16 protein-coding genes and 1 pseudogene are annotated in these 24,856 nt (G+C 72.7%); 9 read left to right on the top strand and 8 right to left on the bottom strand.

All coding sequences use genetic code 11. The annotated features are described in order from the left end of the window. Positions 1-18: 18 nt before the first annotated feature. The 3 genes and pseudogenes from icmA to CLV70_RS41995 form a co-directional block, all read left to right on the top strand. A complete protein-coding gene (gene icmA / locus CLV70_RS08410) occupies positions 19-1,692 on the top strand; it encodes a coenzyme B12-dependent isobutyryl-CoA mutase large subunit (RefSeq protein WP_106125822.1) in 1,674 nt (557 codons plus the stop codon). A gap of 89 nt (positions 1,693-1,781) precedes the next feature. Continuing rightward, complete coding sequence (locus CLV70_RS08405) at positions 1,782-2,723, top strand: tetratricopeptide repeat protein (RefSeq protein WP_106125821.1); 942 nt, start codon at positions 1,782-1,784, stop codon at positions 2,721-2,723. A 20-nt stretch (positions 2,724-2,743) separates the two neighbouring features. Beyond that, positions 2,744-3,683, top strand: a pseudogene (locus tag CLV70_RS41995) (arginase family protein); the annotation flags it as partial. A gap of 1,420 nt (positions 3,684-5,103) precedes the next feature. Here the strand turns inward: CLV70_RS41995 and CLV70_RS08395 are convergent. After that, the gene (locus CLV70_RS08395) at positions 5,104-7,029 is read right to left on the bottom strand and encodes a penicillin-binding transpeptidase domain-containing protein (RefSeq protein WP_106125819.1); all 1,926 of its coding nucleotides are present in this window, start codon (positions 7,027-7,029) and stop codon (positions 5,104-5,106) included. Between the two features lie 214 nt (positions 7,030-7,243). On the opposite strand from CLV70_RS08395, the gene CLV70_RS08390 reads away from it, so the two are divergent. After that, positions 7,244-12,214, top strand: coding sequence for an NAD-glutamate dehydrogenase (locus tag CLV70_RS08390; RefSeq protein ID WP_106125818.1), 4,971 nt, complete (start codon positions 7,244-7,246; stop codon positions 12,212-12,214). 180 nt (positions 12,215-12,394) lie between these two features. Further along, on the top strand, positions 12,395-14,656 hold the full coding sequence (locus CLV70_RS08385) for a heavy metal translocating P-type ATPase (RefSeq protein WP_106125817.1): 2,262 nt from the start codon (positions 12,395-12,397) through the stop codon (positions 14,654-14,656). Positions 14,657-15,009: 353 nt separating this feature from the next. Here CLV70_RS08385 and CLV70_RS42085 read toward each other — a convergent pair whose 3' ends face one another. The 4 genes from CLV70_RS42085 to CLV70_RS08365 form a co-directional block, all read right to left on the bottom strand. Further along, positions 15,010-16,008: a TetR/AcrR family transcriptional regulator gene (locus tag CLV70_RS42085; protein ID WP_425440126.1), complete on the bottom strand. Its 999-nt coding sequence runs from the start codon at positions 16,006-16,008 to the stop codon at positions 15,010-15,012. Continuing rightward, positions 15,989-16,489: a thiol-disulfide oxidoreductase DCC family protein gene (locus CLV70_RS08375; protein ID WP_106125816.1), complete on the bottom strand. Its 501-nt coding sequence runs from the start codon at positions 16,487-16,489 to the stop codon at positions 15,989-15,991. Before CLV70_RS08375 ends, CLV70_RS42085 begins: the two co-directional genes overlap by 20 nt. Next, positions 16,411-17,085, bottom strand: a complete 675-nt coding sequence (locus CLV70_RS39630; RefSeq protein WP_158277731.1) for a collagen-like protein — start codon at positions 17,083-17,085, stop codon at positions 16,411-16,413. Before CLV70_RS39630 ends, CLV70_RS08375 begins: the two co-directional genes overlap by 79 nt. Positions 17,086-17,226: 141 nt before the next feature. After that, positions 17,227-18,897: a glycoside hydrolase family 3 N-terminal domain-containing protein gene (locus CLV70_RS08365; protein WP_106125815.1), complete on the bottom strand. Its 1,671-nt coding sequence runs from the start codon at positions 18,895-18,897 to the stop codon at positions 17,227-17,229. A 151-nt stretch (positions 18,898-19,048) separates the two neighbouring features. Here CLV70_RS08365 and CLV70_RS08360 point away from each other — a divergent pair, with 151 nt between their 5' ends. The 3 genes from CLV70_RS08360 to CLV70_RS08350 are packed head-to-tail and all read left to right on the top strand — an operon-like array spanning position 19,049 to position 22,007. Beyond that, positions 19,049-20,227 carry an ROK family transcriptional regulator gene (locus tag CLV70_RS08360; RefSeq protein ID WP_106125814.1) on the top strand — a complete coding sequence of 393 codons (1,179 nt, stop codon included), beginning with the start codon at positions 19,049-19,051 and terminating at the stop codon, positions 20,225-20,227. A 35-nt stretch (positions 20,228-20,262) separates the two neighbouring features. Continuing rightward, positions 20,263-21,090, top strand: coding sequence for an ABC transporter ATP-binding protein (locus CLV70_RS08355; protein WP_106125813.1), 828 nt, complete (start codon positions 20,263-20,265; stop codon positions 21,088-21,090). A gap of 8 nt (positions 21,091-21,098) precedes the next feature. Continuing rightward, positions 21,099-22,007 (top strand): ribokinase, encoded by a 909-nt coding sequence (locus CLV70_RS08350; protein WP_106125812.1) that lies wholly within the window; start codon positions 21,099-21,101, stop codon positions 22,005-22,007. Here CLV70_RS08350 and CLV70_RS08345 read toward each other — a convergent pair. From CLV70_RS08345 to CLV70_RS08335, 3 genes are all read right to left on the bottom strand, one after another. After that, on the bottom strand, positions 21,998-22,885 hold the full coding sequence (locus CLV70_RS08345) for a methyl-accepting chemotaxis protein (protein ID WP_106125811.1): 888 nt from the start codon (positions 22,883-22,885) through the stop codon (positions 21,998-22,000). The two genes, CLV70_RS08350 and CLV70_RS08345, sit on opposite strands and share 10 nt — an antisense overlap. Next, positions 22,882-23,424 carry a PAS domain-containing protein gene (locus tag CLV70_RS08340; RefSeq protein WP_106125810.1) on the bottom strand — a complete coding sequence of 181 codons (543 nt, stop codon included), beginning with the start codon at positions 23,422-23,424 and terminating at the stop codon, positions 22,882-22,884. The genes CLV70_RS08345 and CLV70_RS08340 overlap by 4 nt, the downstream gene beginning before the upstream one ends. A gap of 87 nt (positions 23,425-23,511) precedes the next feature. Then, positions 23,512-23,976, bottom strand: coding sequence for a DUF6232 family protein (locus CLV70_RS08335; protein ID WP_106125809.1), 465 nt, complete (start codon positions 23,974-23,976; stop codon positions 23,512-23,514). A 92-nt stretch (positions 23,977-24,068) separates the two neighbouring features. Between CLV70_RS08335 and CLV70_RS08330 the strand changes: the two genes are divergently transcribed. Next, complete coding sequence (locus CLV70_RS08330) at positions 24,069-24,842, top strand: enoyl-CoA hydratase/isomerase family protein (RefSeq protein WP_106125808.1); 774 nt, start codon at positions 24,069-24,071, stop codon at positions 24,840-24,842. Positions 24,843-24,856: the final 14 nt, after the last annotated feature.

The raw sequence follows: 24,856 nt of genomic DNA, 5'->3' as shown, positions 1-24,856 counted from the left end.
TCCGCCTACCATGTCGCCATGGACGCAGAGGAGATCGCCGCTGCCCGTCAGCGCTGGCAGAAGCGCTACGACGACGCCCGCAAGCGGGACGCGGACTTCACCACGCTCTCCGGGACGACTGTCGACCCGGTCTACGGGCCCGCGCCCGGTGACACCGTCGAGGGATTCGAGCGGATCGGATGGCCGGGCGAATTCCCGTACACCCGGGGCCTGTATCCCACCGGATACCGCGGACGGACCTGGACCATCCGGCAGTTCGCGGGGTTCGGCAACGCCCAGCAGACCAACGAGCGCTACAAGATGATCCTCGCCGCCGGCGGCGGCGGGCTGAGCGTCGCGTTCGACATGCCGACCCTGATGGGCCGCGACTCCGACGACCCGCAGGCCCTCGGCGAGGTCGGCCACTGCGGCGTGGCCATCGACTCGGCCACCGACATGGACGTGCTCTTCGACGGCATCAAGCTGCAGGACGTCACCACGAGCATGACCATCTCCGGCCCCGCGGTGCCGGTCTTCTGCATGTACCTCGTCGCCGCCGAACGGCAGGGCGCCGACCTCAGCAAGCTCGACGGCACGCTGCAGACGGACATCTTCAAGGAGTACATCGCGCAGAAGGAGTGGCTCTTCGCGCCCGAACCGCACCTGCGCCTCATCGGCGACCTGATGGAGTACTGCGCCCGGGAGATCCCGCGCTACAAGCCGCTGTCCGTCTCCGGCTACCACATCCGCGAGGCCGGCTCCACCGCGGCGCAGGAGCTCGCGTACACGCTCGCCGACGGATTCGGGTACGTCGAGCTGGGCCTGTCCCGCGGCCTCGACGTCAACACGTTCGCGCCCGGCCTCAGCTTCTTCTTCGACGCGCACGTCGACTTCTTCGAGGAGATCGCCAAGTTCCGCGCCGCCCGCCGCATCTGGGCCCGGCACCTGCGCGACGACTACGGTGCCACCAGCGAAAAGGCCCTCTGGCTGCGGTTCCACACGCAGACCGCGGGGGTCTCGCTCACCGCGCAGCAGCCGGTCAACAACGTCGTGCGTACGGCCGTGGAGGCGCTCGCCGCGGTGCTCGGCGGCACCAACTCGCTGCACACCAACGCCCTCGACGAGACCCTCGCCCTGCCGACCGACGAGTCGGCGGAGATCGCCCTGCGCACCCAGCAGGTGCTGATGGAGGAGACCGGCGTGGTGAACGTGGCCGACCCGCTGGGCGGCTCCTGGTACGTCGAGGCGCTCACCGACCGGATCGAGGCGGAGGCCGAGGAGATCTTCGCCCGCATCCGCGACCTCGGCCACGACGGCACCATGACCTCGGGCATCCTGCGCGGCATCGAGGACGGCTGGTTCACCGCCAACATCGCCGAGGCGGCCTTCACCTACCAGCAGGCCCTCGAGAAGGGCGACAAGCGGATCGTCGGGGTCAACGTGCACACCGGCACGGTCGCCAAGGACCTCGAGATCCTCCGGGTCTCGCACGAGGTCGAGGTGGTGCAGCAGCGCGAGCTGGGTGCGCGCAAGGCCGATCGGGATCCCGTACGCGTGCGGCAGACCCTCGCCCGCCTGGTCGAGACGGCCCGCACCGGGGAGAACATGATCCCGGCGATGCTGGACGCCGCGCGGGCCGAGGCGACCCTCGGCGAGATCTGCGGGGTCCTCAAGGACGAATGGGGCATCTATCGCGAGCCCGCCCGGTTCTGAGCGGGTGCCGCCGGGGCGGGTGTGACGTCCGATATCGCCTGCCCGGCGGCGCGGCGGACAGGCGCGCGTGCGTGCGAGACTAGGTAACCATGAGCGACCCACGGACCACTCCGTCGATCTTCACCCGCGGCGCGGTCGACCTCGGCGCGCTGCGCCCCGCGAGCACGCCCGCGCCGTCCGGACCCGCCGCCTCCGGCGCCGGTCCCGCCGGCCCCGGCGGTCCCGCCGCGACCCCGGCGCCCGCCGGCCCGGGCGGTGCCCCGGCCCCGGTGATCGAGGTGACCGAAGCGAACTTCCAGACCACCGTGCTCCAGCTGTCGATGACGACCCCGGTCATCCTCGACTTCTGGGCCGAATGGTGCGAGCCGTGCAAGCAGCTCTCCCCGGTGCTGGAGAAACTCGCCGCCGAGGGCGGCGGCAGCTGGGTGCTCGGCAAGGTCGACGTGGACACCAACCCGCGGCTCGCGCAGGCGCTGCGCGTCCAGGGCATCCCGATGGTCGTCGCGGTGGTCGGCGGGCAGCTCGTCGAGGGCTTCACCGGCGTCCTGCCCGAGGCCGAGGTCCGCCGCTACGTCGACGCCGTGCTCAAGGCCGGCGGCGTCGAGGTGGCCCCGGCCGAGGACCCGCGGATGGACGCCGCCGACGACGCGCTGATGACCGGCGACCTCGACGCGGCCGAGGCGGCGTACAGGAAGATCCTCGCCGAGTCGCCCCAGGACCACGCCGCCGAGTCCGGCCTCGCCCAGGTGGAGCTCTACCGCCGGGTCACCGGGGTGGACGCGGCCGCCGTGCTGGCCCGGGCCGCCGCCGACCCCGACGACCTCGAGGCGCAGCGGCTCGCCGCCGACATCGAGGTGCTCAGCGGGCAGGCCCCCGAGGCGTACGAGCGGCTCGTCGCCGCCGTGAAGCGGACCGCCGGCGACGACCGGGACGCCGTACGCAAGCACCTGCTGTCCCTGTTCGCCGTCGCCGGGCCCGACGACCCGGCCGTGGCGAGCGCCCGCCGCGCGCTCGCCCGGGCGCTCTTCTAGGCAAAGGTACGGGGGGCTCCATGCGCCGCATAGCCGTGCTCGACGCACCGTCCAATCTCGGTCTGCGCCCGCCGACCGTGACGTCGGTGCCGGGCTGCGCCAAGGCGCCTGGAGCCCTGCGCGACCAGGGTCTGCTGCGCCGCCTCAACGCCCGCGACGCCGGCTGCCTCACCCCGCCCCGGTACGACCCCGGCGACTGGCGCCCCGGCGACGGCGTCTGCCACGCACCGGAGATCGCCGTCTACTCCCGCCGCCTGGCCGACCGCATCGGCGCCATCATCGACCAGGGCGAATTCCCGGTCGTGCTCGGCGGCGACTGCTCGATCGTGCTCGGCTCGGCCCTCGCGATGCACCGCCTCGGCGAGGCCGTCGGCGGCCGCATCGGCCTGGTCTTCGTCGACGGCCACTCGGACTTCCGCCACCCCGGCAACGCCTCGTACGTCGGCGCCGCCGCCGGCGAGGACCTGGCCCTGGTGACCGGCCGGGGCCAGGCCAACCTGGCGGCGATGGAGGGCCGCCGCCCCTACTACCGCGACATCGACGTGGTGGTGATGGGCATCCGGGCCCAGGACGAATACCGCCTCGACCTCCAGGCGGCCGGAATCGTCACCCGCCCCGTACCGACCCTCCGGGCCGAGGGCGCCGCCCGCAGCGCCCAATGGGCCCGCGAACAACTCGTCGACTGCGCGGGCTACTGGGTCCACCTCGACGTGGACGTCCTCGACCCGGCGGTGATGCCGGCGGTCGACGCGCCCGAGCCGGGCGGCATAGCGTTCCCGGAGCTGGAACTGCTGCTGGCGGGGCTCGTAGAATCCCCGCACTGCCTGGGCGTCGAGATCACGGTCTTCGACCCGGACTACGACCCCGACGGCACGTACGCCGAGGAGATCACGGCGGCGATCGTCTCGGGCCTGAAGTCGGCCCACACGGTGGACGTACGCCCGGACCTGATCGCGGCCAGAGCCGACCTGGTCGCCCCGGGAGCCCCGGGCAAGCTGGGCCCGTCCCCCCTGTTCCCGGGCCCGCCGGCCCTCGTGGAGGCAGCAGCCCTGCCCACCTTCCAAACCCCGCCGGCACTCCCGGACCCGCCGGCCGATCACCCAGCCCTGGGCGATTCCCCGGCTGTCGAGGCCCTTCCGGACGGTCCCGCTGCTGCCGGTCCTGCCGCTCACGGGTCTGCTGATGCCGGTCCTGCCGCTCACGGGTCTGCTGCTGCCGGTCCTGCCGCTCACGGGTCTGCTGCTGCCGGTCCTGCCGCTCGCGAGCCTGCTGCTGCCGATCCCGCCGCTCGCGAGCCCGCGTCTGCGCCGGTCGCGATCCTGGATGACGCGCCGGCGCTTGCCCTCGTCACAGCGGAGCCCGAGGACGCGGAGTCCGACGTCATCGGGCACGAACCCACCGACCCGTCACCCTCCACCGCAGCCCTCGACGCCGTCTCACCCGCCTCGTGGGAGCCTGACCTCGACGGACCTTCACCCGACGGCGACCGCGGGCCGACCGAGGACGATCCGGAGCTCACCGACGTCGACCCGGAGCCCCGCGACCTCCACTCCGAGCCGCGCGACCAGCTTCCCGAGCCGGGCGACCAGCTTCCCGAGTTGGGCGACCAGCTTTCCGAGCCGGGCGACCAGCTCCCTGGGCGGCGCGACCTGGTTGCCGAGCCCAGCGACTTCCATCCCGAGCCCGGCGACTTTGATCCCGAGCCCAGCGACCTGCACGCCGAGCCCCGCGACCGCCGTTCCGAGCCGGGTGAGGTGCATGCCGAGCCGGTGGTCGTCGAGGCGGAGCCCGTCGTGGTCGTGGACCCGGAACTCGATGTCGTCGACGCGGAACTGGTGGAGGACGACCCGGGAGAGGCCCGGCTGCGTCCGCTCGGCTCGGCGCCCCTGCTGGACTCCGAGCCACTCCCCGCCACCATGCCGGGCATGCTCCGCCCCCGCAATGCCGAGGATTTCACGTTGCCGGCCCAGCGCCCGGCCTTCGAGCTCGGCCCCGAAACACCCGCCGACATCACCTGACCCGCCCACCCGCGAACCCCAGCAACCAGCACGCCGGACGACCACCCCGCCGCGCCCGGGAAGCGGTGGACGGCAGCCCTGCTGCGGCCGGAAGGTGGTGGACTCGCCGCGCCGCCGCGCCCGCAAGGTGGCGGACCCGCAGCCTCGCTGGGCCCGCAAAGACTGCATCCGAGACCCGCAGACCCGCAGACCCGCAGACCCGCAGACCCGCAGACCCGCAGACCGGCACGGCCCGCACGGCCCGCACGGTGTGCGCTTGCGGACCGGTTGGGGGCGGCGAGAGCTTGCGCCCGGTGGGCCGCCCGGGAGGGGCGGGTCCGGCGGGCCGTTCTCGTTCGGCCGGGGTGGGCTTCGTGGGTGGGTCAGCCGGCGAGGTTGCGGAGGAAGCGTTCCGCGACCGGGACTGCTGCTTCGGCGCCTGCGCCGCCCTTCTGGACCATGATGGCGAAGGCCACGTCGCCCTGCCAGCCTATGAACCAGGAGTGGGTTTCGTCGGAGTTGTCGGCGAATTCGGCCGTGCCCGTTTTGCCGTAGACCGGGTCGCCGGGGACGTCCTTGAGGGCTGTGCCGGTGCCGGTGGTGATCACTTCGCGCATCATCGTGCGGAGGGGCTTGACCGAGGTGTCCTCGAGTTTTTCGCCGTCGGGGAGGGGGCTGGCCGGGGGTGGCTCGAGGACCAGGCGGGGCTGCTTGAACTGGCCGCGGGCGACCGCCGCGGTCGCGCCCGCCATGGCCAGGGGGTTGACGGCCGTCGCGCCCTGGCCGAAGGTGGCCGCCGCGAGTTCGGTGGGGGTGTTCGCCGGGGAGATCTTGCCGCTGAAGGAGTCGGCGCCCAGGTCCCACTTCTCGCCGAGGCCGAGTTTCGCCGCCGCGGCCTTGAGACCGTCGGCGCCGAGGGCGGGTGCGAGGTTGACGAACGCCGTGTTGCAGGACTTGGCGAAGTCCGTACGGAAGGGGACCGAGCCGAGTTCCATGTCGTGCGAGTTCTTGAACTCGCGGCCGCTCACCGTCTTGGTCTTGGGGCAGGCGACCTTGCCGTCGAGGGTGACCGCCTTCTTGTCGAGCAGTCCGAGGGTGGAGACCATCTTCATCGTCGAGCCGGGCGGGACCTGGCCGGTCATGGCCGTGTCGACGCCGCCGCCGGTGGGTCCGTTGGCCACCGCCAGCACCGACGAGTCGCTGATCTTGACGGCGACGAGGGCACTCGGCTGTTTCTCGGCCGCCACCGCGGCGTCCGCGGCATTCTGCGTACGGATGTCCAGGGAGATTTTGATCGGCTTTCCCGCGACCGGCTCGATGCTGTGGATCTGGGCGTCCTCGATCTTGTCGTCCGGGGTCTTGCGGGCGACCACGACGGCCTGGCCGGCCGTGCCGCGCAGCTGGGCGTCGTAGCGCTCCTGGAGGCCGCCGTGGCCGACCTGGTCGCCGCGGGCCATCGTCTCCGGGTTGGCGTCGAGGTCCTCGCGGGTGGCGAGGTCGACGGTGCCGATCGTGGCGCGGGCGAACGGCCGGGTCGGCGCGAGCTCGCGTTCCTCCTCGCGGGTGATCGTGCCGGTGAGGCTGCGCACCTTGGCCGACACCTTCGCGTAGTCCGTCTCACGCAGGGTGACCACGTCGACGAACGCGTCCGGCTTGGAGCCCTCGATGCGGGTGGTGAGGTCGTCGCGGTCGATGGTGACCTTGACCTTCGCGATCTCGGCGATGAGCGCGTCGAGCAGCGCCTTCTGGTCCTCGATCCGCTCCGGGACGACGCCGATGACGGTGACGGCGCGCTTCGTGACCAGCGCCTTGCCGTCCGCGCCGAGGATGTCGGCGCGGTCGGCGGTCTTGCGGCGCAGCTCGAGGCGGTCACCGTCGGTCAGCTCGCTGTGCACGATCGCCGGCTCCCAGATGACCCGCCAGCCGTCGGAGTTGGCCTTGGTCAGCCGGACCGTGCTCTCGTACGACCAGGCGGCGCCGCCGGGCAGGGTCCAGTCGATCTTGATGGGGCCGGACGCGATGTCGCCCGTCTCCTTGGGGTCGCCGGCCTTGGAGAGCAGCACCGAGGACTTGGAGAGGTCGCCGGCGAGCTCCTGGAGCTGGCCGTACACGTCATTGGCGGCGATCTTGCCACCGGCGGCCGTGACGAAGCCCACCTTGCTCAGGTCTCCGCCGCGCCAGCCGTCGAGGAACGCGTCCAGGGTCTTGCCCGGGCCGTCCGAGCCTGAGCAGGCCGCCAGTCCGGTGGCGGCGAGCACGAGGCCGGCCAGCGCCGCGACAACTCGGCGGGCGCGTCCGCTCGGGTGCATGAGGTGTTCCTCCCCAGGGTACGAAATCGGGAACGTACGGAACGGTAACCTCCCGGCGCTCGTCCGGCCGACCCGCAGAGCGTGAGATGTGTCCCGTTCGTTGCCGGATCGTCGCCTCGGGGACCAAGGGTCCGGCGGAAGTGTCGGACCGAGGCTCTAGGCTTGTCCCGACACGTCGAACCCACAATGTCGTGGGCGAGGGGAGCCGTCTGCCATGCCTGTCACCGACGAGGCAGCCACCGAATCCGATCCCGAGCTCGATTTCGGGCCTGGGCCAGGGCTGGCCCTGACCGGCCGGCTCGGCACGTCGGACGACGAGCTGGACGAGCCGCTGCCGAATGCCGAGCGCCTCGTCGCCGAGGCCGTCGCGCTGGCGGGTGACGACCACGTCACCGCGGCGCTGGTCGACCGCTTCTGGCGGTTCGCGCCGGACGAGGAGCTGGTCGGCTACACCTGCGGCGAGATGTTCGAAGCGGCCGGCAAGCACCGCGAGCTCGCCGGCACCCGCCTCCCGGGCGAGCTGAAGCTGGACATCAGCGCGCCCTCCGAGGCGCAGCCGCACTCGGTGATCTCGATCGTCATCGACGACATGCCGTTCCTGGTCGACTCGGTGATCGCGTTGCTCACCGCGCACCAGCTCCAGGTGCACCTGCTGGTCCACCCGCTGATCGTGGTGCGCCGCGAGCCGCTCGGGGCGCTGGCCCAGGTCGAGGCGGACGTCGAGCCGGACGACGCCATCGAGGGCGACCTGGTGGAGAGCTGGATCCGGGTCGAGATCGACCCGGTGCGCACCGAGGCCGCCCGCGAGCAGCTGCACAACGAGCTGCGCCGGGTCCTCACCGACGTGCGGGACGCCGTCGACGACTGGCCGCGGATGCGCCAGCGGGCCCTCGTCATCGCCGACGAGCTGGCCGCCGCCCGCGGCTCGGACCGCAAGCTGCCGGTCCCCGACAAGGACGTCACCGACTCGATCGAGCTGCTCAAGTGGCTCGCGCACGACCACTTCACCTTCCTGGGCTACCGGGAATACCAGCTCAGCGACGACAGCGACCTGCTCACCGCGGTACCGGGCAGCGGGCTCGGCATCCTGCGCGGCGACCACAGCACCCCGCGCAAGCTGTCGTCCATGGCGCCCGAGGCGCACCGGCGGGCCCTGGAGAAGCGCCTGCTGGTGATCACCAAGGCCAACTCGCGGGCGACCGTGCACCGCTCGGCGTACCTGGACTACATCGGCGTCAAGGTCTTCAACGACCGCGGCGAGGTGTGCGGCGAGCGCCGCTTCCTGGGCCTGTTCTCCAGCTCGGCGTATCGCACCAGCGTCCGCGAACTGCCGGTCGTGCGCCGCAAGGTGATGGAGGTGCTCGACCGCTCCGGGCTCTCCCCGCGTGGTCACTCCGGCAAGGACCTGCTCCAGATCCTGGAGACCTATCCGCGCGACGAGCTGTTCCAGATCAAGACCGACGACCTCTACGAGGCCGTCATCGGCGTGCTGCGCATGGCCGGCCGTCGTCAGCTGCGGCTCTTCCTGCGCCGAGACGGGTACGGCCGGTTCATCTCCTGCCTCATCTACCTGCCCCGCGACCGTTTCACCACCGGTAACCGGCTGGCCATGCAGGAGATCCTGCTGCGCCAGTTGAACGGCGTCGGCGTCGACTACACCACCCGCGTCACCGAGCGGATGTTGGCGCGGGTGCACTTCATCGTGCGTACGGACCCGGCCGACCCGCCGGGCGCAGTGGACCCGAACGCGCTGGCCGAGATGCTCGCCGACGCTACCCGCATGTGGGACGACGACTTCTCCCTGGTGCTGGAGCGCAAGCTCGGCGAGGAGCCGTCCCGGGAGCTTTTCCACCGCTACTCGGCCGCGTTCCCCGACAGCTACAAGGACGGCCACACGCCGTACGAGGCGGTCCAGGACATTGCCAAGCTGGAGCTGCTGGAGGAGTCCGGCCAGCTCGAGATGCACCTGTATCGCAAACGCCGGCTCAACCGCGACGGCTCCGCCGAACCCGACGACCACGACGTGCGGTTCAAGGTCTTCCGCCAGGGCGAGCCGATGATGCTCTCCGCGGTCCTGCCGGTGCTGCACTCGCTCGGCGTGAAGGTCGTCGACGAGCGTCCGTACGAGGTGCGCCGCTCGGACGGCACGGTCTATCTGTACGACTTCGGGCTGCTCCCGCCGGCGTCGCACCACGAGCTGTCCGAGGTCCGTCCGCAGGTCGAGAACGCCTTCGCCGCCGCCTGGCAGAACGAGGCGGAGGTCGACGGCTTCAACGAGCTGGTGCTGCGGGCCGGGCTGACCTGGCGGCAGGTGGTGGTGCTGCGGGCGTACGCGAAGTATCAGCGGCAGACCGGCATCGTCTTCTCCCAGCGTTACGTGGAGTCGACCTTCATCGCCTACCCGGAGATCGCCCGGCTGCTGGTGCAGCTGTTCGAGGCGCGGTTCTCGCCCCGGCTCGAGATGGGCGAGGAGGAGCGCACCCGCCGCTCGGCCGACCTGGTCGAGCAGATCACCGGCCTGCTCGACGAGGTGGACAGCCTCGATCAGGATCGGATCCTGCGGTCGTACCTGACGCTCATGCAGGCGACCCTGCGCACCAGCTTCTTCCAGCGCGGCAGCGACGCGCGACCCAAGTCCTACGTCGCGTTCAAGCTGGACCCGCAGGCGATCCCGGACCTGCCGCAGCCCCGGCCGAAGTTCGAGATCTTCGTCTACTCGCCCCGGTTCGAGGGCGTGCACCTGCGCTTCGGCGCGGTCGCGCGCGGCGGCCTGCGCTGGTCCGACCGGCGCGAGGACTTCCGCACCGAGGTCCTCGGCCTGGTCAAGGCGCAGATGGTCAAGAACGCGGTGATCGTGCCGGTGGGCGCCAAGGGCGGCTTCGTGCTCAAGCAGAAGCCGGGCGACCGCGACGAGGCGGTGGAGTGCTACCGGCTGTTCATCGGCGCCCTGCTCGACGTCACCGACAACATCCTCAGCGGCAAGATCGTGCCGCCGCGGGACGTGGTCCGGCACGACGCCGACGACCCCTACCTGGTGGTCGCGGCGGACAAGGGCACCGCGACGTTCTCGGACATCGCCAACGAGATCTCCGTGTCCAAGGAGTTCTGGCTGGGCGACGCGTTCGCGTCCGGCGGCTCGGCGGGCTACGACCACAAGAAGATGGGCATCACCGCCCGCGGCGCCTGGGAATCGGTGAAGAAGCACTTCCGCGACCTCGGCACCGACACCCAGACGCAGGACTTCACCGTGGTCGGCATCGGCGACATGTCCGGCGACGTCTTCGGCAACGGCATGCTGCTCAGCGAGCACATCCGGCTGGTGGCCGCGTTCGACCACCGGCACATCTTCCTCGACCCTGACCCGGACGCCGCGACCTCGTTCGCCGAGCGCCGGCGCCTGTTCGACCTGCCCCGCTCGTCGTGGGCCGACTACGACGCCACGCTGATCAGCGAGGGCGGCGGCGTGTATCCGCGGACGGCCAAGTCGATCCCGGTGTCGCCGCAGGTCCGGGCGGCGCTCGGCCTCAGCGAGGCGGCCGCGGTGAGCCCGGTCGAGCTGATGCGGGCCGTCCTCGCGGCGCCGGTCGACCTGCTCTGGAACGGCGGCATCGGCACCTATGTGAAGGCGTCGACCGAGACGCACGCCGACGTCGGCGACAAGGCGAACGACGCTATCCGCGTCAACGGCCAGGACCTGCGGGCCAAGGTGGTCGGTGAGGGCGGCAACCTGGGACTCACCCAGCGTGGACGCATCGAGTACGCCCGCAGCGGCGGCCCCCGCGACGCCGAGGGCAACGCGGGCGGCGGCCGCATCTTCACCGACTTCATCGACAACACGGCCGGGGTGGACTGCTCCGACCACGAGGTCAACATCAAGATCCTGCTCGGCGGGGCGGTCACCGACGGCGAGCTGACCGTGCCCGAGCGCGACGAGCTGCTGGCGGCGATGACCGACGAGGTCGCGGCGCTGGTGCTGCGCGACAACTACGAGCAGGCCACGGCGCTGGGCAACGCGCGGCAGCAGGCGCACTCGCTGCTGCCCGTGCACCGCCGGATGCTGACCGCGATGGAGCAGGCCGGGCAGCTCAACCGCGAGTTGGAGGCGCTGCCGACCGACAAGGAACTCGCCGCCCGGTACGACGCCGGCCAGGGGCTCACGCCTCCGGAGTTCGCGGTGCTGCTCGCGTACGTGAAGATCTCGCTCGAACGCCAGGTCCTCGCCGACGTCATCGTGGACGAGGAGTGGACGACGGGGGTGCTCGCCCGCTACTTCCCGACGCCGCTGCGGGAGCGGTTCGGCGCCCGGATGGCCGGACACCGGCTGCGCCGCGAGATCATCTCGACCGCCCTGGTCAACGAGGTGGTCAACCGCGGCGGCACGTCGTTCGTCTTCCGCGCGATGGAGGAGAGCGGGGCGTCGGCGGCGGACGTGATCCGGGCGTACGTGGTGGTCCGCGACGTCTTCGGGCTGCGTGACATCTGGGAGGCGGCCGAGCGGCTCGACAACCAGGTGCCGACGTCCTCGCAGACGCTGACGTATCTGGAGACCCGCCGCCTGCTCGACCGCGCGGTCCGCTGGCTGGTCAGCAACCGCCGCTCGCCGATCGACGTGGCGGGCGAGATCGAGCGCCTGCGCCCCGGCGTCGGCGCCCTGCTGCCCCAGCTGCCGGAGGTCGTCGTGGGCGGCGAGCGCAGCACCATCGAGGCGCACGTCGACATGCTGACCGGCAAGGGCATCCCGGAGGACCTGGCCCGCTCGGTGGCCCGGGTCGTCTACGGCTTCGGCGTTCTCGACATCCTGGAGACCGCCAAGTCGACGGGCCGCGACGCGACCGAGGTGGCCGACGTCTACTTCGTCCTGTCCGAGCGCTTCCACATCGACGTGCTGCTCTCACACATCTCCCGCCTCCCGCGCGGCGACCGCTGGCAGACCCTCGCTCGCATGGCGCTGCGCTACGACCTGTACGCGGCCCTCGCGGCGCTGACGGCGGAGGTCCTCCAGTCCACGCCGGCCGAGGAGTCGCCGGAGGACAGGGTCTCGGAATGGGAGCAGGTCAACGCGGCATCGATCGCCCGCGCGGGCAACGCGATGGGCAACGTGGACGAAACCCCGGCCGATCTGGCGGCGCTGTCGGTCCTGCTCCGCCAGATCCGCACGCTGGTGAAGACCTCCGCGGCGAGCTGACCCCGGCGCGCGGCGAAACGCGGGCGGTCCCGGGCGGCCCTTCTTTGCCGAGGGTCGCCCGCCTCCTCGGCGGTCACGGCGGTGGGCGAGACCGTCCGCTCCACCCCGCCCCGGTCCGGGCCGGCTGCCTGACGCGTCACGTTCGTCGCCGGGTACCCCCACGGGGTATAGGATGGCGGCATGACCCGGCAGATCGAGCTCGAGATCGGCGGCATGACCTGCGCCGCCTGCGCCAACCGCATCGAGAAGAAGCTGAACCGGCTCGACGGTGTCACCGCCACGGTCAACTACGCGACGGAGAAGGCGCGGGCCACCGTGCCGGCCGGGCTCACCGCCGCCGACCTCATCGCCGTGGTGGAGAAGACCGGCTACACCGCCGCGGAGCCGCGGGCCGAGCAGGCCCCCGAGGCCCCGGCCGCCGACCCGCTGCGTACCCGGTTGATCGTCTCCGCCGTGCTCACCGTTCCCGTCGTGCTGCTCGCGATGGTTCCGGCCTGGCAGTTCGACTACTGGCAGTGGCTGTCGCTGACCCTCGCGGCGCCGGTCGTGGTCTACGGCGGGTGGCCGTTCCACCGGTCCGCCGCGGTCAACCTCCGGCACGGCGCCGCGAGCATGGACACGCTCGTGTCGCTGGGCACCCTCGCCGCGTTCCTCTGGTCGCTGTGGGCGCTCTTCCTCGGCGACGCCGGGATGCCGGGCATGACCCACCCGTTCGAGCTGCGCGCGGGCACCGACAGTGACGCCATCTACCTCGAGGCCGCCGCCGGGGTCACGACGTTTCTGCTGGCCGGGCGCTACGCGGAGGCGCGGGCGAAGCGGCGCGCCGGTGACGCCCTGCGGTCGCTGCTGGAGCTGGGTGCCCGGTCCGTCGCCCTGCCCGACGGCCGGGAGATCCCGGTGGAAGAGCTGCGGACCGGAGACCTCTTCCTGGTACGGCCGGGAGAGAAGGTCGCCACCGACGGCGAGGTCGTCGACGGCGCCTCGGCCCTCGACCAGAGCCTGATCACCGGCGAATCCGTGCCCGTCGAGGTGACCGTGGGTGACCCCGTCACCGGCGGTACGGTCAACGCCGGCGGCCGGCTCGTCGTCCGCGCCACCCGGGTGGGCGCCGACACCCAGCTCGCCCAGATGGCCCGGCTCGTCGAGGAGGCTCAGGACGGCAAGGCGGCCGTCCAGCGCCTCGCCGACCGGATCTCCGGCGTCTTCGTGCCCGTGGTCATCGCCCTCGCGGCGGCCACCCTCGGGTTCTGGCTCGGCTCCGGGCGGGGAACGACGGCGGCGTTCACCGCTGCTGTGGCCGTACTCATCATCGCCTGCCCTTGCGCCCTCGGCCTGGCCACGCCGACGGCCCTGCTGGTCGGCACGGGCCGCGGCGCCCAACTCGGCATCCTCATCCGCGGCGTCGAGGCGCTCGAATCAACGCGCCGGGTGGATACCGTGCTGCTGGACAAGACCGGCACCGTCACCACCGGGGTGATGACGGTCACGGAGGTGGTCGCCGAGCCCGGCCAGGACGCGACGCGGCTGCTGAGGCTCGCGGGAGCGGTCGAGGCCGCCTCGGAGCACCCGCTGGGCCGCGCGATCACCCGCGCGGCGGCCGAGCACGGCCCCCTGCCGCCGGTCACGAACTTCCTGGCCACGGCGGGTGTCGGCGTCCGCGGCACAGTGGAGGGCACCCCGGTCGAGGTTGCCCGGGCCGCGGGCGGTGCGTTCCCGGTCGAGATCGTCCGCGCGGAGAGCGGTGCGGTGGAGGGCGGTCGCGGTCCGCGCGGGACGGCGGCGGTCGCGGCTGTCTCGGACGGGGGCGGTGCGGCGGAGGCCGGTCGGGGTGCGGGCAGTGCGGCGCAGACGTGGGTCGAGGTCCGTGCCGACGGCACGCTGCTGGGGCGGCTGGCCCTGACCGATGCCGTACGCCCGACAAGCGCCGCCGCCATCGCCCACCTGCGCCGTCTCGGCCTCAACCCGGTGCTGGTCACCGGCGACGCCGCGCCGGTGGCGGAGCGCGTCGCCGCCGAGGTCGGCGTCACCGAGGTGATCGCGGGCGTCCTGCCGGCCGGCAAGGTCGACGTGGTCAAGCGGCTCCAGGCGGAGGGCCGCTCGGTGGCGATGGTCGGCGACGGCGTGAACGACGCGGCGGCGCTGGCCCAGGCGGACCTCGGCGTGGCGATGGGCGCGGGCACCGACGTGGCGATCGAGGCGTCGGACCTGACCCTCATGCGCGACGACCTGACCGCGGCGGTCGACGCCGTACGCCTGGCCCGCCACACGGTCCAGATCATCCGCGGCAACCTGTTCTGGGCCTTCGCCTACAACGTCGCGGCGCTGCCGCTGGCGGCGTCCGGCCTGCTCAACCCGATGATCGCGGGGGCGGCGATGGCGCTGAGCTCGATCTTCGTGGTGGGAAACAGCCTGCGGCTGCGCCGCTTCCGCCCGGTCGCCTGACCGACCTGCGTCGGGCGGTGGGTGTGGCAGTGTGAGCCGGGCGCTTGTTCCCGGCGGTCGCTCCCGAAACCATCGGGGCGCCCGGCTCACCATCCGCGCCGCCGTGGCGTTCGGACCGGTCCCGAGGTCCGAGGTGCCGCGGCGGCATCCCCAGATCCACCTGCGGACATGACGCTACGTGATGACTCGCGCGCGGCGGAAGCGGAGCGTACGTGAAATAGCCGTTCGGTCCGCCTTTCCGAGGCGTCGGATTCCGTCAGGCGGGGGTGAAAGCACGGATATCGGGCTTGTCGCCACTGTGTCGGCGATGCGGCAGATACTCTGCGTAAAACGCGGCCCGTCGCGCAGGGTGATCAGTCGTGGCGGATGGTGTCGATCAGGGCGAGGACCTGGCGGAGCGCGGGTCGCAGAACGCGGAGCCGGGACAGCCCTACCAGGCGGTCGATGAGCGGCACGATCCCGTCGATCAGCCGGCGGGTGCGCCGCTGGCCGGGGGAGCGGTCGTACACCCAGAAGAGCACCACGCCCATCCAGCCCAGCCACAACAGCTCGGGCAGTTCCTTGCGCAACTCCGGATCGATCTTCGCGGACGACCCGTCGATCACGTCCCGGAAGATCGCGATGGCGGCCTCCCGGGCGGGCGACGACTCCCGCGAGAACGGGCTCAGCGGCGACGACGGCTCGGCCGCGGTCTTGAAGAGCGTCGCGGCGAACGAGTGGTACGGCTCGTTGACATCGATCCCGGCGTGCAACGCCCCCCGGAGCCGCGCGGCGAAGTCCTGCTCCCGCGCCAGCACCGGCTGCGCGGCGGCCCGGTGCGCGGCCTGGTTCCGGTCGTAGAACCCCTGGATCAGGTGTTCCTTGGAGTCGAAGTAGTAGTAGGCGTTCCCGACCGCGACGCCGGCCTCCTTGGCGATGGCCCGCATGGTCGTCTCGGTGTAGCCCCGCTCCCGGAACAGCCGCAGCGCCGTCTCGAGAATGAGCTGCCGGGTCTGCTCCCCCCGAGCCCGCCGAGGCCGCTCCTCCCCACCGGCTGCCGTAGACCCGCCGGCCGCCGTAGACCTGTCGGCCGCCGTGGCCCCGCCGGCCGCCGTGGGTTTGCTGGTCCCCGTGGATCCGCGAGCTTCCGTGGGTCCGCCGGTCGTCGTGGGCCCGTCGGCTGACGGGGGACCGCCCGCCGGCGCCGGCCCGCCGGTTGGCGTGGGGCCGCCGGTCTCGGTCGAGGCGGTCGCCGTAGGGCTGCCGGCTCCGGTCGCAACGGGCGGGTGCTGCGGTGAGGCCGGCGCCGGGGCGGCGGGGGACCCGCCCGCGCCGGGTTCTTCGGCGGCGGAGTCAGCGGCAGCGGTCGTCACACTGGTCACCGTAGTCGTCCGCGCGTGTCGACTGCCGGACGGCGGCCGCCGCCGCGATGAAGCGCCGGGCCGCCGGCAGCAGGGACGGGGTGCTCAGCCGTTCCGCCATTCCGCGGTAGTCCGCCAGCGCCCACAGGCAGGCCAGCCACGCGCCGTCCGAGACGTACACCAGGCCGTTGTCCGCGATGACCGTGAGATCCCGCAAGGTCGCGGCATGGTCCAGCCCGGGGAAGCGGCCCCGGGCCTCCGCGGATCCGGCAGGAACGAAATGCAACGGTACGAGCTGAGCCCGGCTCGCGAGCCACCGGTGAGCGGTCCGGCAGATCGGACAGCCCTCGTCATAGAGCACGGTGAGGAAACCGACCCGGCCGGCCCCGAACCCGGCCGGATCGACATCCCCGCTCACGCCCGCCCGGACGACGGACCCGCCCCCGGCGCGCCCGCGGGCGGAGCCACCTCCGGCATGCCCTGCCCCGGCCATCCCGGCGCGCCACCCCCGGCGGCCACGTGCGGTCCGGTGGCTGCGTGTGGTCCCGCGGCCCCCTGCGATCCGGTGGCTGCGTGTGGTCCCGCGGCCCCCTGCGATCCGGTGGCTGCGTGTGGTCCCGCGGCCCCCTGTGATCCGGTGGCGCCGTGCGGTCCGGTGGCCCCGAGCGGTCCGGTGGGTCCCTGTGGCCCGGGCGGCATCATCGGCAGGCGGCCCGCTGGTGGCAGTGGCGGCATCCCCTGGTGGAGGCGCAGGCGTCCGCGCCGGTAGCGGCCCAGGAAGAACACGTTGAGGACGTGCAGCAGGCCCAGGACCAGGAGCACGAAGCCGATCTTGTACGACAGCGTCTCCAGCGCGCGGGCCGCGTCCGGGATGCGGGCGCCGGAGCGCATCGCCACCGCTACGTAGCCGAGGTTGAGCAGGTAGAAGCCCATCACCAGGAGGTGGTTGACCGCCCTGGCGAGCCGGTTGTCCGCGAATACGTCCTCGAGGAACACCAGGCCGTTGCGGGAGAGGGTCGTCGCCACCCAGACCGTCAGCCCCACGCTGATGGCCAGGTAGACGAGGTACATCCAGACCTTGTGGTCCATGGGCCTCCGCCCTTCTTGAACACGTTCAACTGTTGACCGCCTCAGCGTAGGACGGATGTTGAACGTGTTCAAGAGAGATCCGTGACACAGGAGAGGCAGCGGCGGGTGGCGGCCCGCCGCTGCCTCAGCTCTCGGGTGGGATCAGGGCGCCAGGCCGAGCGCCTCCGCGGCGGCGCGGCCGTTGGCGTGGCCGGCGCCGTACGTGGTCACGAACGCGCGCACTCCGGCGGGGCGCCAGGCCGAGGGCCAGCCCATCTCCACCACCGTCACAGTATGGCGGGCGGCTAGGGACTCGATGAGCTTCCGGGTGGCTTCCGTGCGGTGTGTACGCCGGCCGACCACGACGATGGGCCGCGCCCCCGCCCTGGCCGCGAGCTGCTCCGCCGACGTCTCCGCCGCCACGACCGGCACCTGCTCCACGTCGTGCAGGTGCGGGGAGAGACCCCACGGCACCCGGCCCTCGGCGATCGAGTGCCCGGCGACGAGCTGAACGACGAGCGGATCGGCCAGCCCCGCCACCGACCCCTCGACCCGCACCGCCCGCCGGGCAGCCGCATAACCGATCCCCGCATCAGCGGCATCGGGTGTGGCGGGCCGGCGGGTCCAGGCGGCCAGGGCGGCTGTGCGGGCCGCCGCGTCCTCGAGCCGGCGGAGCTCCAGGCGGCCGTCCGTCAGCGCGGCCACGATCTCGGCGGCCACCCCTTCCACCAGCTCCGCGTCGACCCGGGCGCCCAGGCAGAGCAGGTCCGCGCCGGCCGCCAGCGCCCGCACCGCGCCCTCGCCGACCCCGCCCGTCGGTGAGCCGCCAAAAGCGGAGCCGCCGGAAGCAGAGCCGCCGGAAGCGGAGGGGCCGAGAACGGAGCCGCCGGAAGCGGAGGGGCCGAGAACGGAGCCGCCGGAAGCGGAGGGGTCGGGAGCGGAAGCGCCGGGAGCAGAGGGGGCGGGAGCGGAGGGGCCCGGAGCGGAGGAGTCGGGAGCGAAGGGGCCGGGAAGGGCCCCTGCGCTGCGGAAGGCCGCGCTGCGGGCGCCGCGCATCTCCAGGGCGTCCGTCACGATCGTGCCCTGGAAGGCGTACTCCTCGCGGAGCAAGCTGTGCAGGGCCGCGCGGCTGAAGGTTGCCGGGTCGTCGCCGGTCAGGGCCGGGACGCGGAGGTGCGCGGTCATGATCGATCGGGTGCCGGCCGCGATGGCCGCCGCGAACGGGGGGAGGTCGCGGTCGCGCAGGGTGCTCAGCGGTGCGTCCACCGTCGGTAGTTCCAGGTGGGAGTCGGTCACCGTGGCGCCGTGGCCGGGGAAGTGCTTGGCGCACGCCGCCACGCCGGTGCTCTGCAGGCCCGTGACCGCGGCGGCCGAGTGCCGGGCCACCTCGGGGGCGGAGGCGCCGAAGGAGCGCGTACCGATGACCGGGTTGTCGTCGGCGGTGTTGACGTCGACGGTCGGGGCCAGGTCGAGGTTGATGCCGGCGGCCGCGAGGTCGGCGCCGATCGCGGCGTAGACCGTACGGGTGAGATCCGGGTCGCCGATCGCGCCCAGAGCGGCGTTGCCCGGGTAGGGGCTGCCGGTCCGGTGCGCGAGCCGGGTCACGTCGCCGCCCTCCTCGTCGGTGGCGACGAGGAGCTCCGGCCGTACGGAACGAAGGTGGGTGGTCAGGGCGGCGAGCTGGCGCCGGTCCGCGATGTTGCCCCCGAAGAGCGCGAATCCGGCGAGGCCGTCGGCGAGCAGGGCGCATGCCCATTCGGGCGCGGTCCTGCCCGGAAAGGCCGCGAGCAGGGTGCTCAGGGCCAGGCGCCGGAGGGCAGGGTCGGGCGGCACGGGTTCCTTCCTCGGTTCAGCCACTGTGCTGGAGTGCGGTGAACTGCCATGATCGCTGAATGTCGATCGGACACGCGAATCGGTCATCATGTAAGCCGACCGTTACGCTGCCGCTACATGATGTGCGCGAACACCGTGAGGGGACCTAGTTATGGCCGCCACCCGCCTTCCGGGCACACCCCGGTTGCTGCGTGCGCTCAATGACCGCGCGGCGCTGGAGCTGCTGCTCACCAGGGGGCCGCTGACCCGGGCCCAGCTGGGCGAGCTGACCGGCCTCAGCAAGGTGACCGCCTCGCAACTCGTCGAGCGGCTCGAGGAGCGCGGGCTGGTGCGGCGCGTGGGCGAGCAGGCCGGCGGCCGGGGTCCGAACGCCCAGCTCTACGCCGTTACTCCGGGTAGCGCGCACGTCATCGGCGTCGAGGTGCTGCCCGACCGGGTGATCGCCGCGTGCGCCGACATCACCGGGGAGATCGTCGGCCGCAGCGAGCAATCCACCCAGGACAGCGATGATCCCGTACGCGCGGTGCACAGCGCCGTCATGCAGGCCGCGACCCGGGCGGGCACCGATCTCGAGTCGATCCGCCGCGTGGTGCTGGGCACGCCCGGCCTGGTCGACCCCCGCACCAGCGAGGTCTCGTTCGCCTTCGACCTGCCGCGGTGGCACCGAGGGCTGCTCGCCGAGCTGCGCAAGGACCTGAGCACCACCGTGGTGTTCGGCAACGACGTCAACCTGGTGGCGATCGCGGAGCAGCACGCCGGCGCCGCGAAGGGCGTCGACGACTTCGTGCTCATCTGGGTCGGCCGCGGCGTCGGCCTCGCCACGGTCATCGGCGGCAAGCTGCACCAGGGCAGCACCGGTGCCGCGGGCGAGATCGGCTACCTGCCCGTCGCCGGCGCGGACGTGCCGCACAACGCCTCGAAGCGTGGCGTGAAGGGTGCCTTCCAGACGCTGGTCGCCTCCGACGCGGCCAAGGCGATCGGCAAGCAGTACGGCTTCCGCGGCAACGAGTCCGCCGACGTGGTCCGCGCGGCCGTCGCCGCGGGCGGCCCGGGGGAGCCGGTGCTGGACGAGCTCGCCCGGCGGCTTGCGCTCGGCGTGGCCGCCACCTGCGTGGTGCTCGACCCGCCGCTGGTCGTGTTGGCGGGCGAGGTGAGCCAGGCCGGCGGCGCCGCGCTCGCCGAGCGGGTCGAGGCGGAGGTGGCGTCGATCACCCTGGTCACGCCCAAGGTGGTGATCAGCGAGGTGGCCGTGGAGCCGATCCTCAACGGTGCCCTGCTCAGCGCGCTCGACGCCGTACGCGACGAGGTCTTCGGCTCGACCACCGGTTAGGCGGCGGGCCGTCGGGCCGCCGCCCGCGTGCGTGGTTGGATGGACGCGTGCTCGACGCAGAGACCCCCACACCCCCCGACGACGACACCGTCATCTCCTTCGACCGGGTGAGCGTCATCCGCGGCGGCAATTTCCTGCTGCGGGGCCTCTCCTGGCAGGTGGAGCTGGACGAGCGGTGGGTCGTCCTGGGCCCCAACGGTGCCGGCAAGACGACCCTGCTCAACCTGGCCTCCGCGCGGCTGCACCCGTCCCGGGGCGTCGCCTGGGTGCTGGGCGAGCGGCTGGGCCGCACCGACGTCAACGAGCTGCGTACCCGGGTGGGCATCACCACCGGCCAGCTCGCCGAGCGGGTCCCGCCGACCGAGCGGGTGCTCGACGTCGTGGTCACCGCCGCGTGGTCGGTCGTCGGGCGGTGGCGGGAGAGCTACGACCCGCAGGACGAGGCGCGGGCCCGGGCGCTGCTGAGCCAGCTGGGCATGGCCGGCCTGCTCGACCGCGAGTTCGGCACGCTGAGTGAGGGCGAGCGCAAGCGCACCCAGATCGCGCGGGCGCTGATGACCGACCCCGAGCTGATGCTGCTCGACGAGCCGACCGCCGGCCTCGACCTCGGCGGCCGCGAGGATCTGCTGGGCCGGCTCACCGAGCTCGCCGAGGACCCGGACGCGCCGGCGATGGTGCTGGTCACGCACCACGTCGAGGAGATCCCGCCCGGGTTCACCCACGCAATGCTGCTGCGCGAGGGCACGGTCGTCGCCGCCGGGCTGCTCGGCGAGACGCTGACCGACGACAACCTGTCCAAGACGTTCGGCTTGCCGCTCGTCGTGCAGCGCCTGGGCGACCGTTACACCGCCCGGGCCGCCTGAGGAGCACCATGACCGACTCGTCGCGGCCGCGCATCGTCGTGGCGGGCAGCGCCAACATGGATCTGGTCGGGTTCGCCGAGCGGCTGCCGCGGCCGGGGGAGACCGTGCTCGGCCACGACTTCGTGATGGCTCCCGGCGGCAAGGGTGCCAACCAGGCGATCGCGGCGGCGCGCGCCGGCGCGTCGTGCACGATGCTCGGCGCCATCGGCTCGGACGCGTTCGGGGTGACCATCAAGGCGCGGCTCAACGCCTCGGGGGTCGACACGGAGCACCTGCGGACGAGCTACGGCTCCTCCGGCGTCGCCGTGATCATGGTGGACGGCGGCGGGGAGAACTCGATCATCGTGAGCCCCGGCGCCAACAACACCTTCGCGGGGCTGAGCGCGGCGGAGACCACGGTGATCGCGGAGAGCGACGTGCTGGTCTGCCAGCAGGAGATCCCGCCGGACACGGTGCTCGCCGCCGCGCGCGCCGCCCACGCCGGCGGCACCCGGTTCATCCTCAACGCCGCCCCGGCCCGCGACCTGGCGCCGGAGTTGCTGGAGACCATCGACCTGCTGGTCGTCAACGAGGGAGAGGCGACCGCGATCACGGGTACGCCCGAGCCCGACCTGCCGGCCCTGCTGGCGCTCGTGCCCCGGGTGGTGCTGACGCTGGGCGCGAACGGCTCCCGCTACGCCGACCGCGACGGCCGGGAGGAGCACGTCCCGGCGTTCCCCGTCGAGGCGGCCGATTCGACGGCGGCCGGCGACGCCTTCACCGGCGCGCTGGCCGTGGCGTGGGGTGAGGGCCGGGATCTGATCGCCGCCGTGCGCTGGGCGAACGCCGCCGGGGCCGCGTGCGCGCGGACGGCCGGGGCGTCGGCCTCGCTGCCGTCGCGCGCCGACATCGACGCGCTGTATTCCCGTTACGCCTGACGGGCCATGCTGACGAAGCGGTGCACCTCGCCGCGCAGCACCTCGGCGAGCCGGCTCAGCCCGGCCGTGCCCGCGTCCTGACCGCCGTCCACCGCCGCGGCGACGCCGTCGACCAGCCCGCTCATCTCGCGGATGCTGGCGGTGACCGCCTCCAGCACCCGGGCCGCGTCGGCCGCCGCGTGCTGCACGGTGGTGACCTGCCCGAGGATCTCCTCGGACGAGCTGCTGGTCTCGTTGGCCAGCGACTTGACCTCGCCGGCGACCACGCTGAACCCGCGGCCGGCCTCGCCCGCGCGGGCCGCCTCGATGGTCGCGTTCAACGCCAGCAGCCGGGTCTGCGAGGCCACCGAGTTGATCAGGTCGACGGCCTTGCGGATCTGGTCGGAGGCCGTACGCAGCGACCCGACCGTCGCCACGCCGCGTTCCGCCTCGGTGACCGCTGACCGGGCGAAGTCGGCGAGCCCGTTGGCCGTGGCGCCCATCTCCGTCGCCGCGGTGGCCACCTGCTCGGAGACCGTCAGCACCGCCGATTCCAGGTCGTCGGCGAGGGCGGCCCGCGACCTCGCCGCCTCCTCCAGCCGCGCCGCCGACCGGCTCATCTGCTCGTTGGACTGCGAGATCTGCGCCGCCGCCGTACGGAAGGCGCCCCGCATCCCGCGGGTGATGAACCGCCGGTGGAACCGTCCCTCGGCGGCGGCCTCGAGCGACGCCCCGGACTCCCGGACGAAGGCGTCGGTGCTGTCCAGCAGGGCGTTCACCGCGTCGCGGACGTCCCTTTCCTCCCGCGCGTCGCCGAGCGGCGGCACCCGGGTCTCGAAGTCCCCGTCGGCGGCGCGGCGGCACACCTCGGTGATCAGGCGCAGGGTGTCGGGGTTCATGACGCGCTCCGGTTGGTCAGGTCCCACACGAACTCGTCGTAGGTCCGGCCCTTCTCGGCCAGCGTGCGCTGGAGCAGGGCCCAGGACGCCTCCAGTGCGGCCGGGGAGCTGGTGTGGCGCTGCTCCTCGGCGCGCAGGGCGGCGTACAGCTTGCGGATCTCGGCGACCGCGGCCGGGTCGGCCCGGCGCCGGAACGAGTGGTAGCCCACCGGCCGGCCCTGCGGATCGAAGGAGGGGGTGATGTGCGCCAGCACCCAGTAGTGGGCGCCGTCGTGGGCGAGGTTGACGACGTACGCGAAGACCTCCTTCCGCTCCTTGAGGGTGTCCCACAGCAGCTTGAAGATGGCCCGGGGCATGTCGGGATGCCGGATGAGGTTGTGCGGCTGCCCGACGGTGTCCGCCTCGTCCAGGGCCGAGATGCGGAGGAAGGTCGGGTTCGCGTACGTGATGACGCCGCGTGGATCGGTCTTCGTGACGATCACGTCGTCATCGCCGAGCACCCGTTCGCGGCCCGTGGGGCGTACCTGGGTGGCCTTCATGCCAATCCCGTCGGCCCCCGCGAAGAACGTCTGACTATTTTCCGGCGGATGAGACTTTCATCCCCGGGGCGGGGGCGAGGGCCGACCTCACCGGGACACGGGATGGTGGTCGAGGGCGCGCTGCAGGGCGCGGTAGATCTGCCCGAAGCGCTGGGCGTCGTCGGTGCGGACCAGCATCGTCCGGGCGCCGCGCACGTCGGCCCAGATCTCCAGCCGGCGGCTGCCGCGGTCGTAGGAGCGGTCGACGAACTCGAGCAGCACGTCGGCGAGCGGCGCGGCGGCCAGGCCGATCAGGACGCTGCCGCCGACCAGGGCGATGGTGGTGGCGACGGACGCGTCGATGACCAGGGCGACGAGAACGCCGAGCGCGCCGACCACCAGCGGGGTCATCATGGCGAGGCCGAGGGCGCCGCGGCCGGCGACCGCCTTCCACTGCCGGCGCCCGCGCTCGTGCCAGACCTGGGCGAAGTCGTCCAGCCGGTAGTCGTGACCGCCGATCCGGACCCCGCCGGACGTGACCCGCACGTCCCGGTCCCGGTAGTAGGTGACCATGATCCCTCCTTCCGCGCGTGCAATGGTACTTACCCAGCGCCGCAAGTCCTACGCTGTCGGTGACTTGAACGATCGATCAGGAGGAAGCCCGCGTGAGTGATTTCGTGAAGCTGGAGATCGGTGACGGCATCGGCACGATCCGGCTCCAGCGCCCGCCGATGAACGCCCTCAACACCCAGGTGCAGGAGGAGCTGCGGGAGGCGGCCACGGCCGCGGCGGCGTCGGACGAGGTCCGGGCGGTGATCGTGTACGGCGGGGAGAAGGTGTTCGCCGCCGGCGCGGACATCACCGAGTTCACCACCACGACGTTCCAGCAGATGACCGTACGGGCGAGGGCCCTGTCCGGGGCGTTCGACGCGGTCGCGCGGATCCCGAAGCCGGTCGTCGCGGCGATCACCGGTTACGCCCTGGGCGGCGGCTGCGAGCTCGCGCTGGCCTGCGACTGGCGGGTGGTCGCCGACGACGCGAAGCTGGGCCAGCCGGAGATCAAGCTCGGCCTCATCCCCGGCGCCGGCGGCACCCAGCGGCTGGCCCGGCTCATCGGCCCCGCGAGGGCCAAGGATCTGGTCTTCTCCGGCCGGATGGTGGACGCCGACGAGGCCCTGCGGATCGGCCTGGCCGACCGGATCGCGCCCGCCGCCGACGTGTACGCCACCGCCGCCGAGCTGGTGCGGCCGTACGTGCAGGGCCCGGCGCTCGCCCTGCGTGCCGCCAAGGAGGCGATCGACGGCGGCCTCGGCGTCGACCTCGCCTCCGGCCTGGCGCTGGAGAGCCACCTCTTCGCCGGCCTCTTCGCCACCGACGACCGGGTGGAGGGCACGACGGCGTTCGTGGAGAAGCGGAAGCCCGGATTCACCGGGCGCTGATCTCGCGCATATCG

The sequence above is a fragment of the Pseudosporangium ferrugineum genome, assembly GCF_003002065.1.
Taxonomy (GTDB): domain Bacteria; phylum Actinomycetota; class Actinomycetes; order Mycobacteriales; family Micromonosporaceae; genus Actinoplanes; species Actinoplanes ferrugineus_A.
This window is presented reverse-complemented; position numbering and strand designations above follow the sequence as displayed.

Bases quoted from the DNA above. Each gene is read 5' to 3' on its own strand.
- CLV70_RS39630 (WP_158277731.1), bottom strand. From the start codon at position 17,085: ATGGACCACAAGGTCTGGATGTACCTCGTCTACCTGGCCATCAGCGTG.
- CLV70_RS08395 (WP_106125819.1), bottom strand. From the start codon at position 7,029: ATGCACCCGAGCGGACGCGCCCGCCGAGTTGTCGCGGCGCTGGCCGGC.
- CLV70_RS08360 (WP_106125814.1), top strand. From the start codon at position 19,049: ATGGCCGCCACCCGCCTTCCGGGCACACCCCGGTTGCTGCGTGCGCTC.
- CLV70_RS08350 (WP_106125812.1), top strand. From the start codon at position 21,099: ATGACCGACTCGTCGCGGCCGCGCATCGTCGTGGCGGGCAGCGCCAAC.
- CLV70_RS08385 (WP_106125817.1), top strand. From the start codon at position 12,395: ATGACCCGGCAGATCGAGCTCGAGATCGGCGGCATGACCTGCGCCGCC.
- CLV70_RS08340 (WP_106125810.1), bottom strand. From the start codon at position 23,424: ATGAAGGCCACCCAGGTACGCCCCACGGGCCGCGAACGGGTGCTCGGC.
- CLV70_RS08345 (WP_106125811.1), bottom strand. From the start codon at position 22,885: ATGAACCCCGACACCCTGCGCCTGATCACCGAGGTGTGCCGCCGCGCC.
- CLV70_RS08405 (WP_106125821.1), top strand. From the start codon at position 1,782: ATGAGCGACCCACGGACCACTCCGTCGATCTTCACCCGCGGCGCGGTC.
- CLV70_RS08375 (WP_106125816.1), bottom strand. From the start codon at position 16,489: ATGGCCGGGGCAGGGCATGCCGGAGGTGGCTCCGCCCGCGGGCGCGCC.
- CLV70_RS08335 (WP_106125809.1), bottom strand. From the start codon at position 23,976: ATGGTCACCTACTACCGGGACCGGGACGTGCGGGTCACGTCCGGCGGG.
- icmA (WP_106125822.1), top strand. From the start codon at position 19: ATGGACGCAGAGGAGATCGCCGCTGCCCGTCAGCGCTGGCAGAAGCGC.
- CLV70_RS08390 (WP_106125818.1), top strand. From the start codon at position 7,244: ATGCCTGTCACCGACGAGGCAGCCACCGAATCCGATCCCGAGCTCGAT.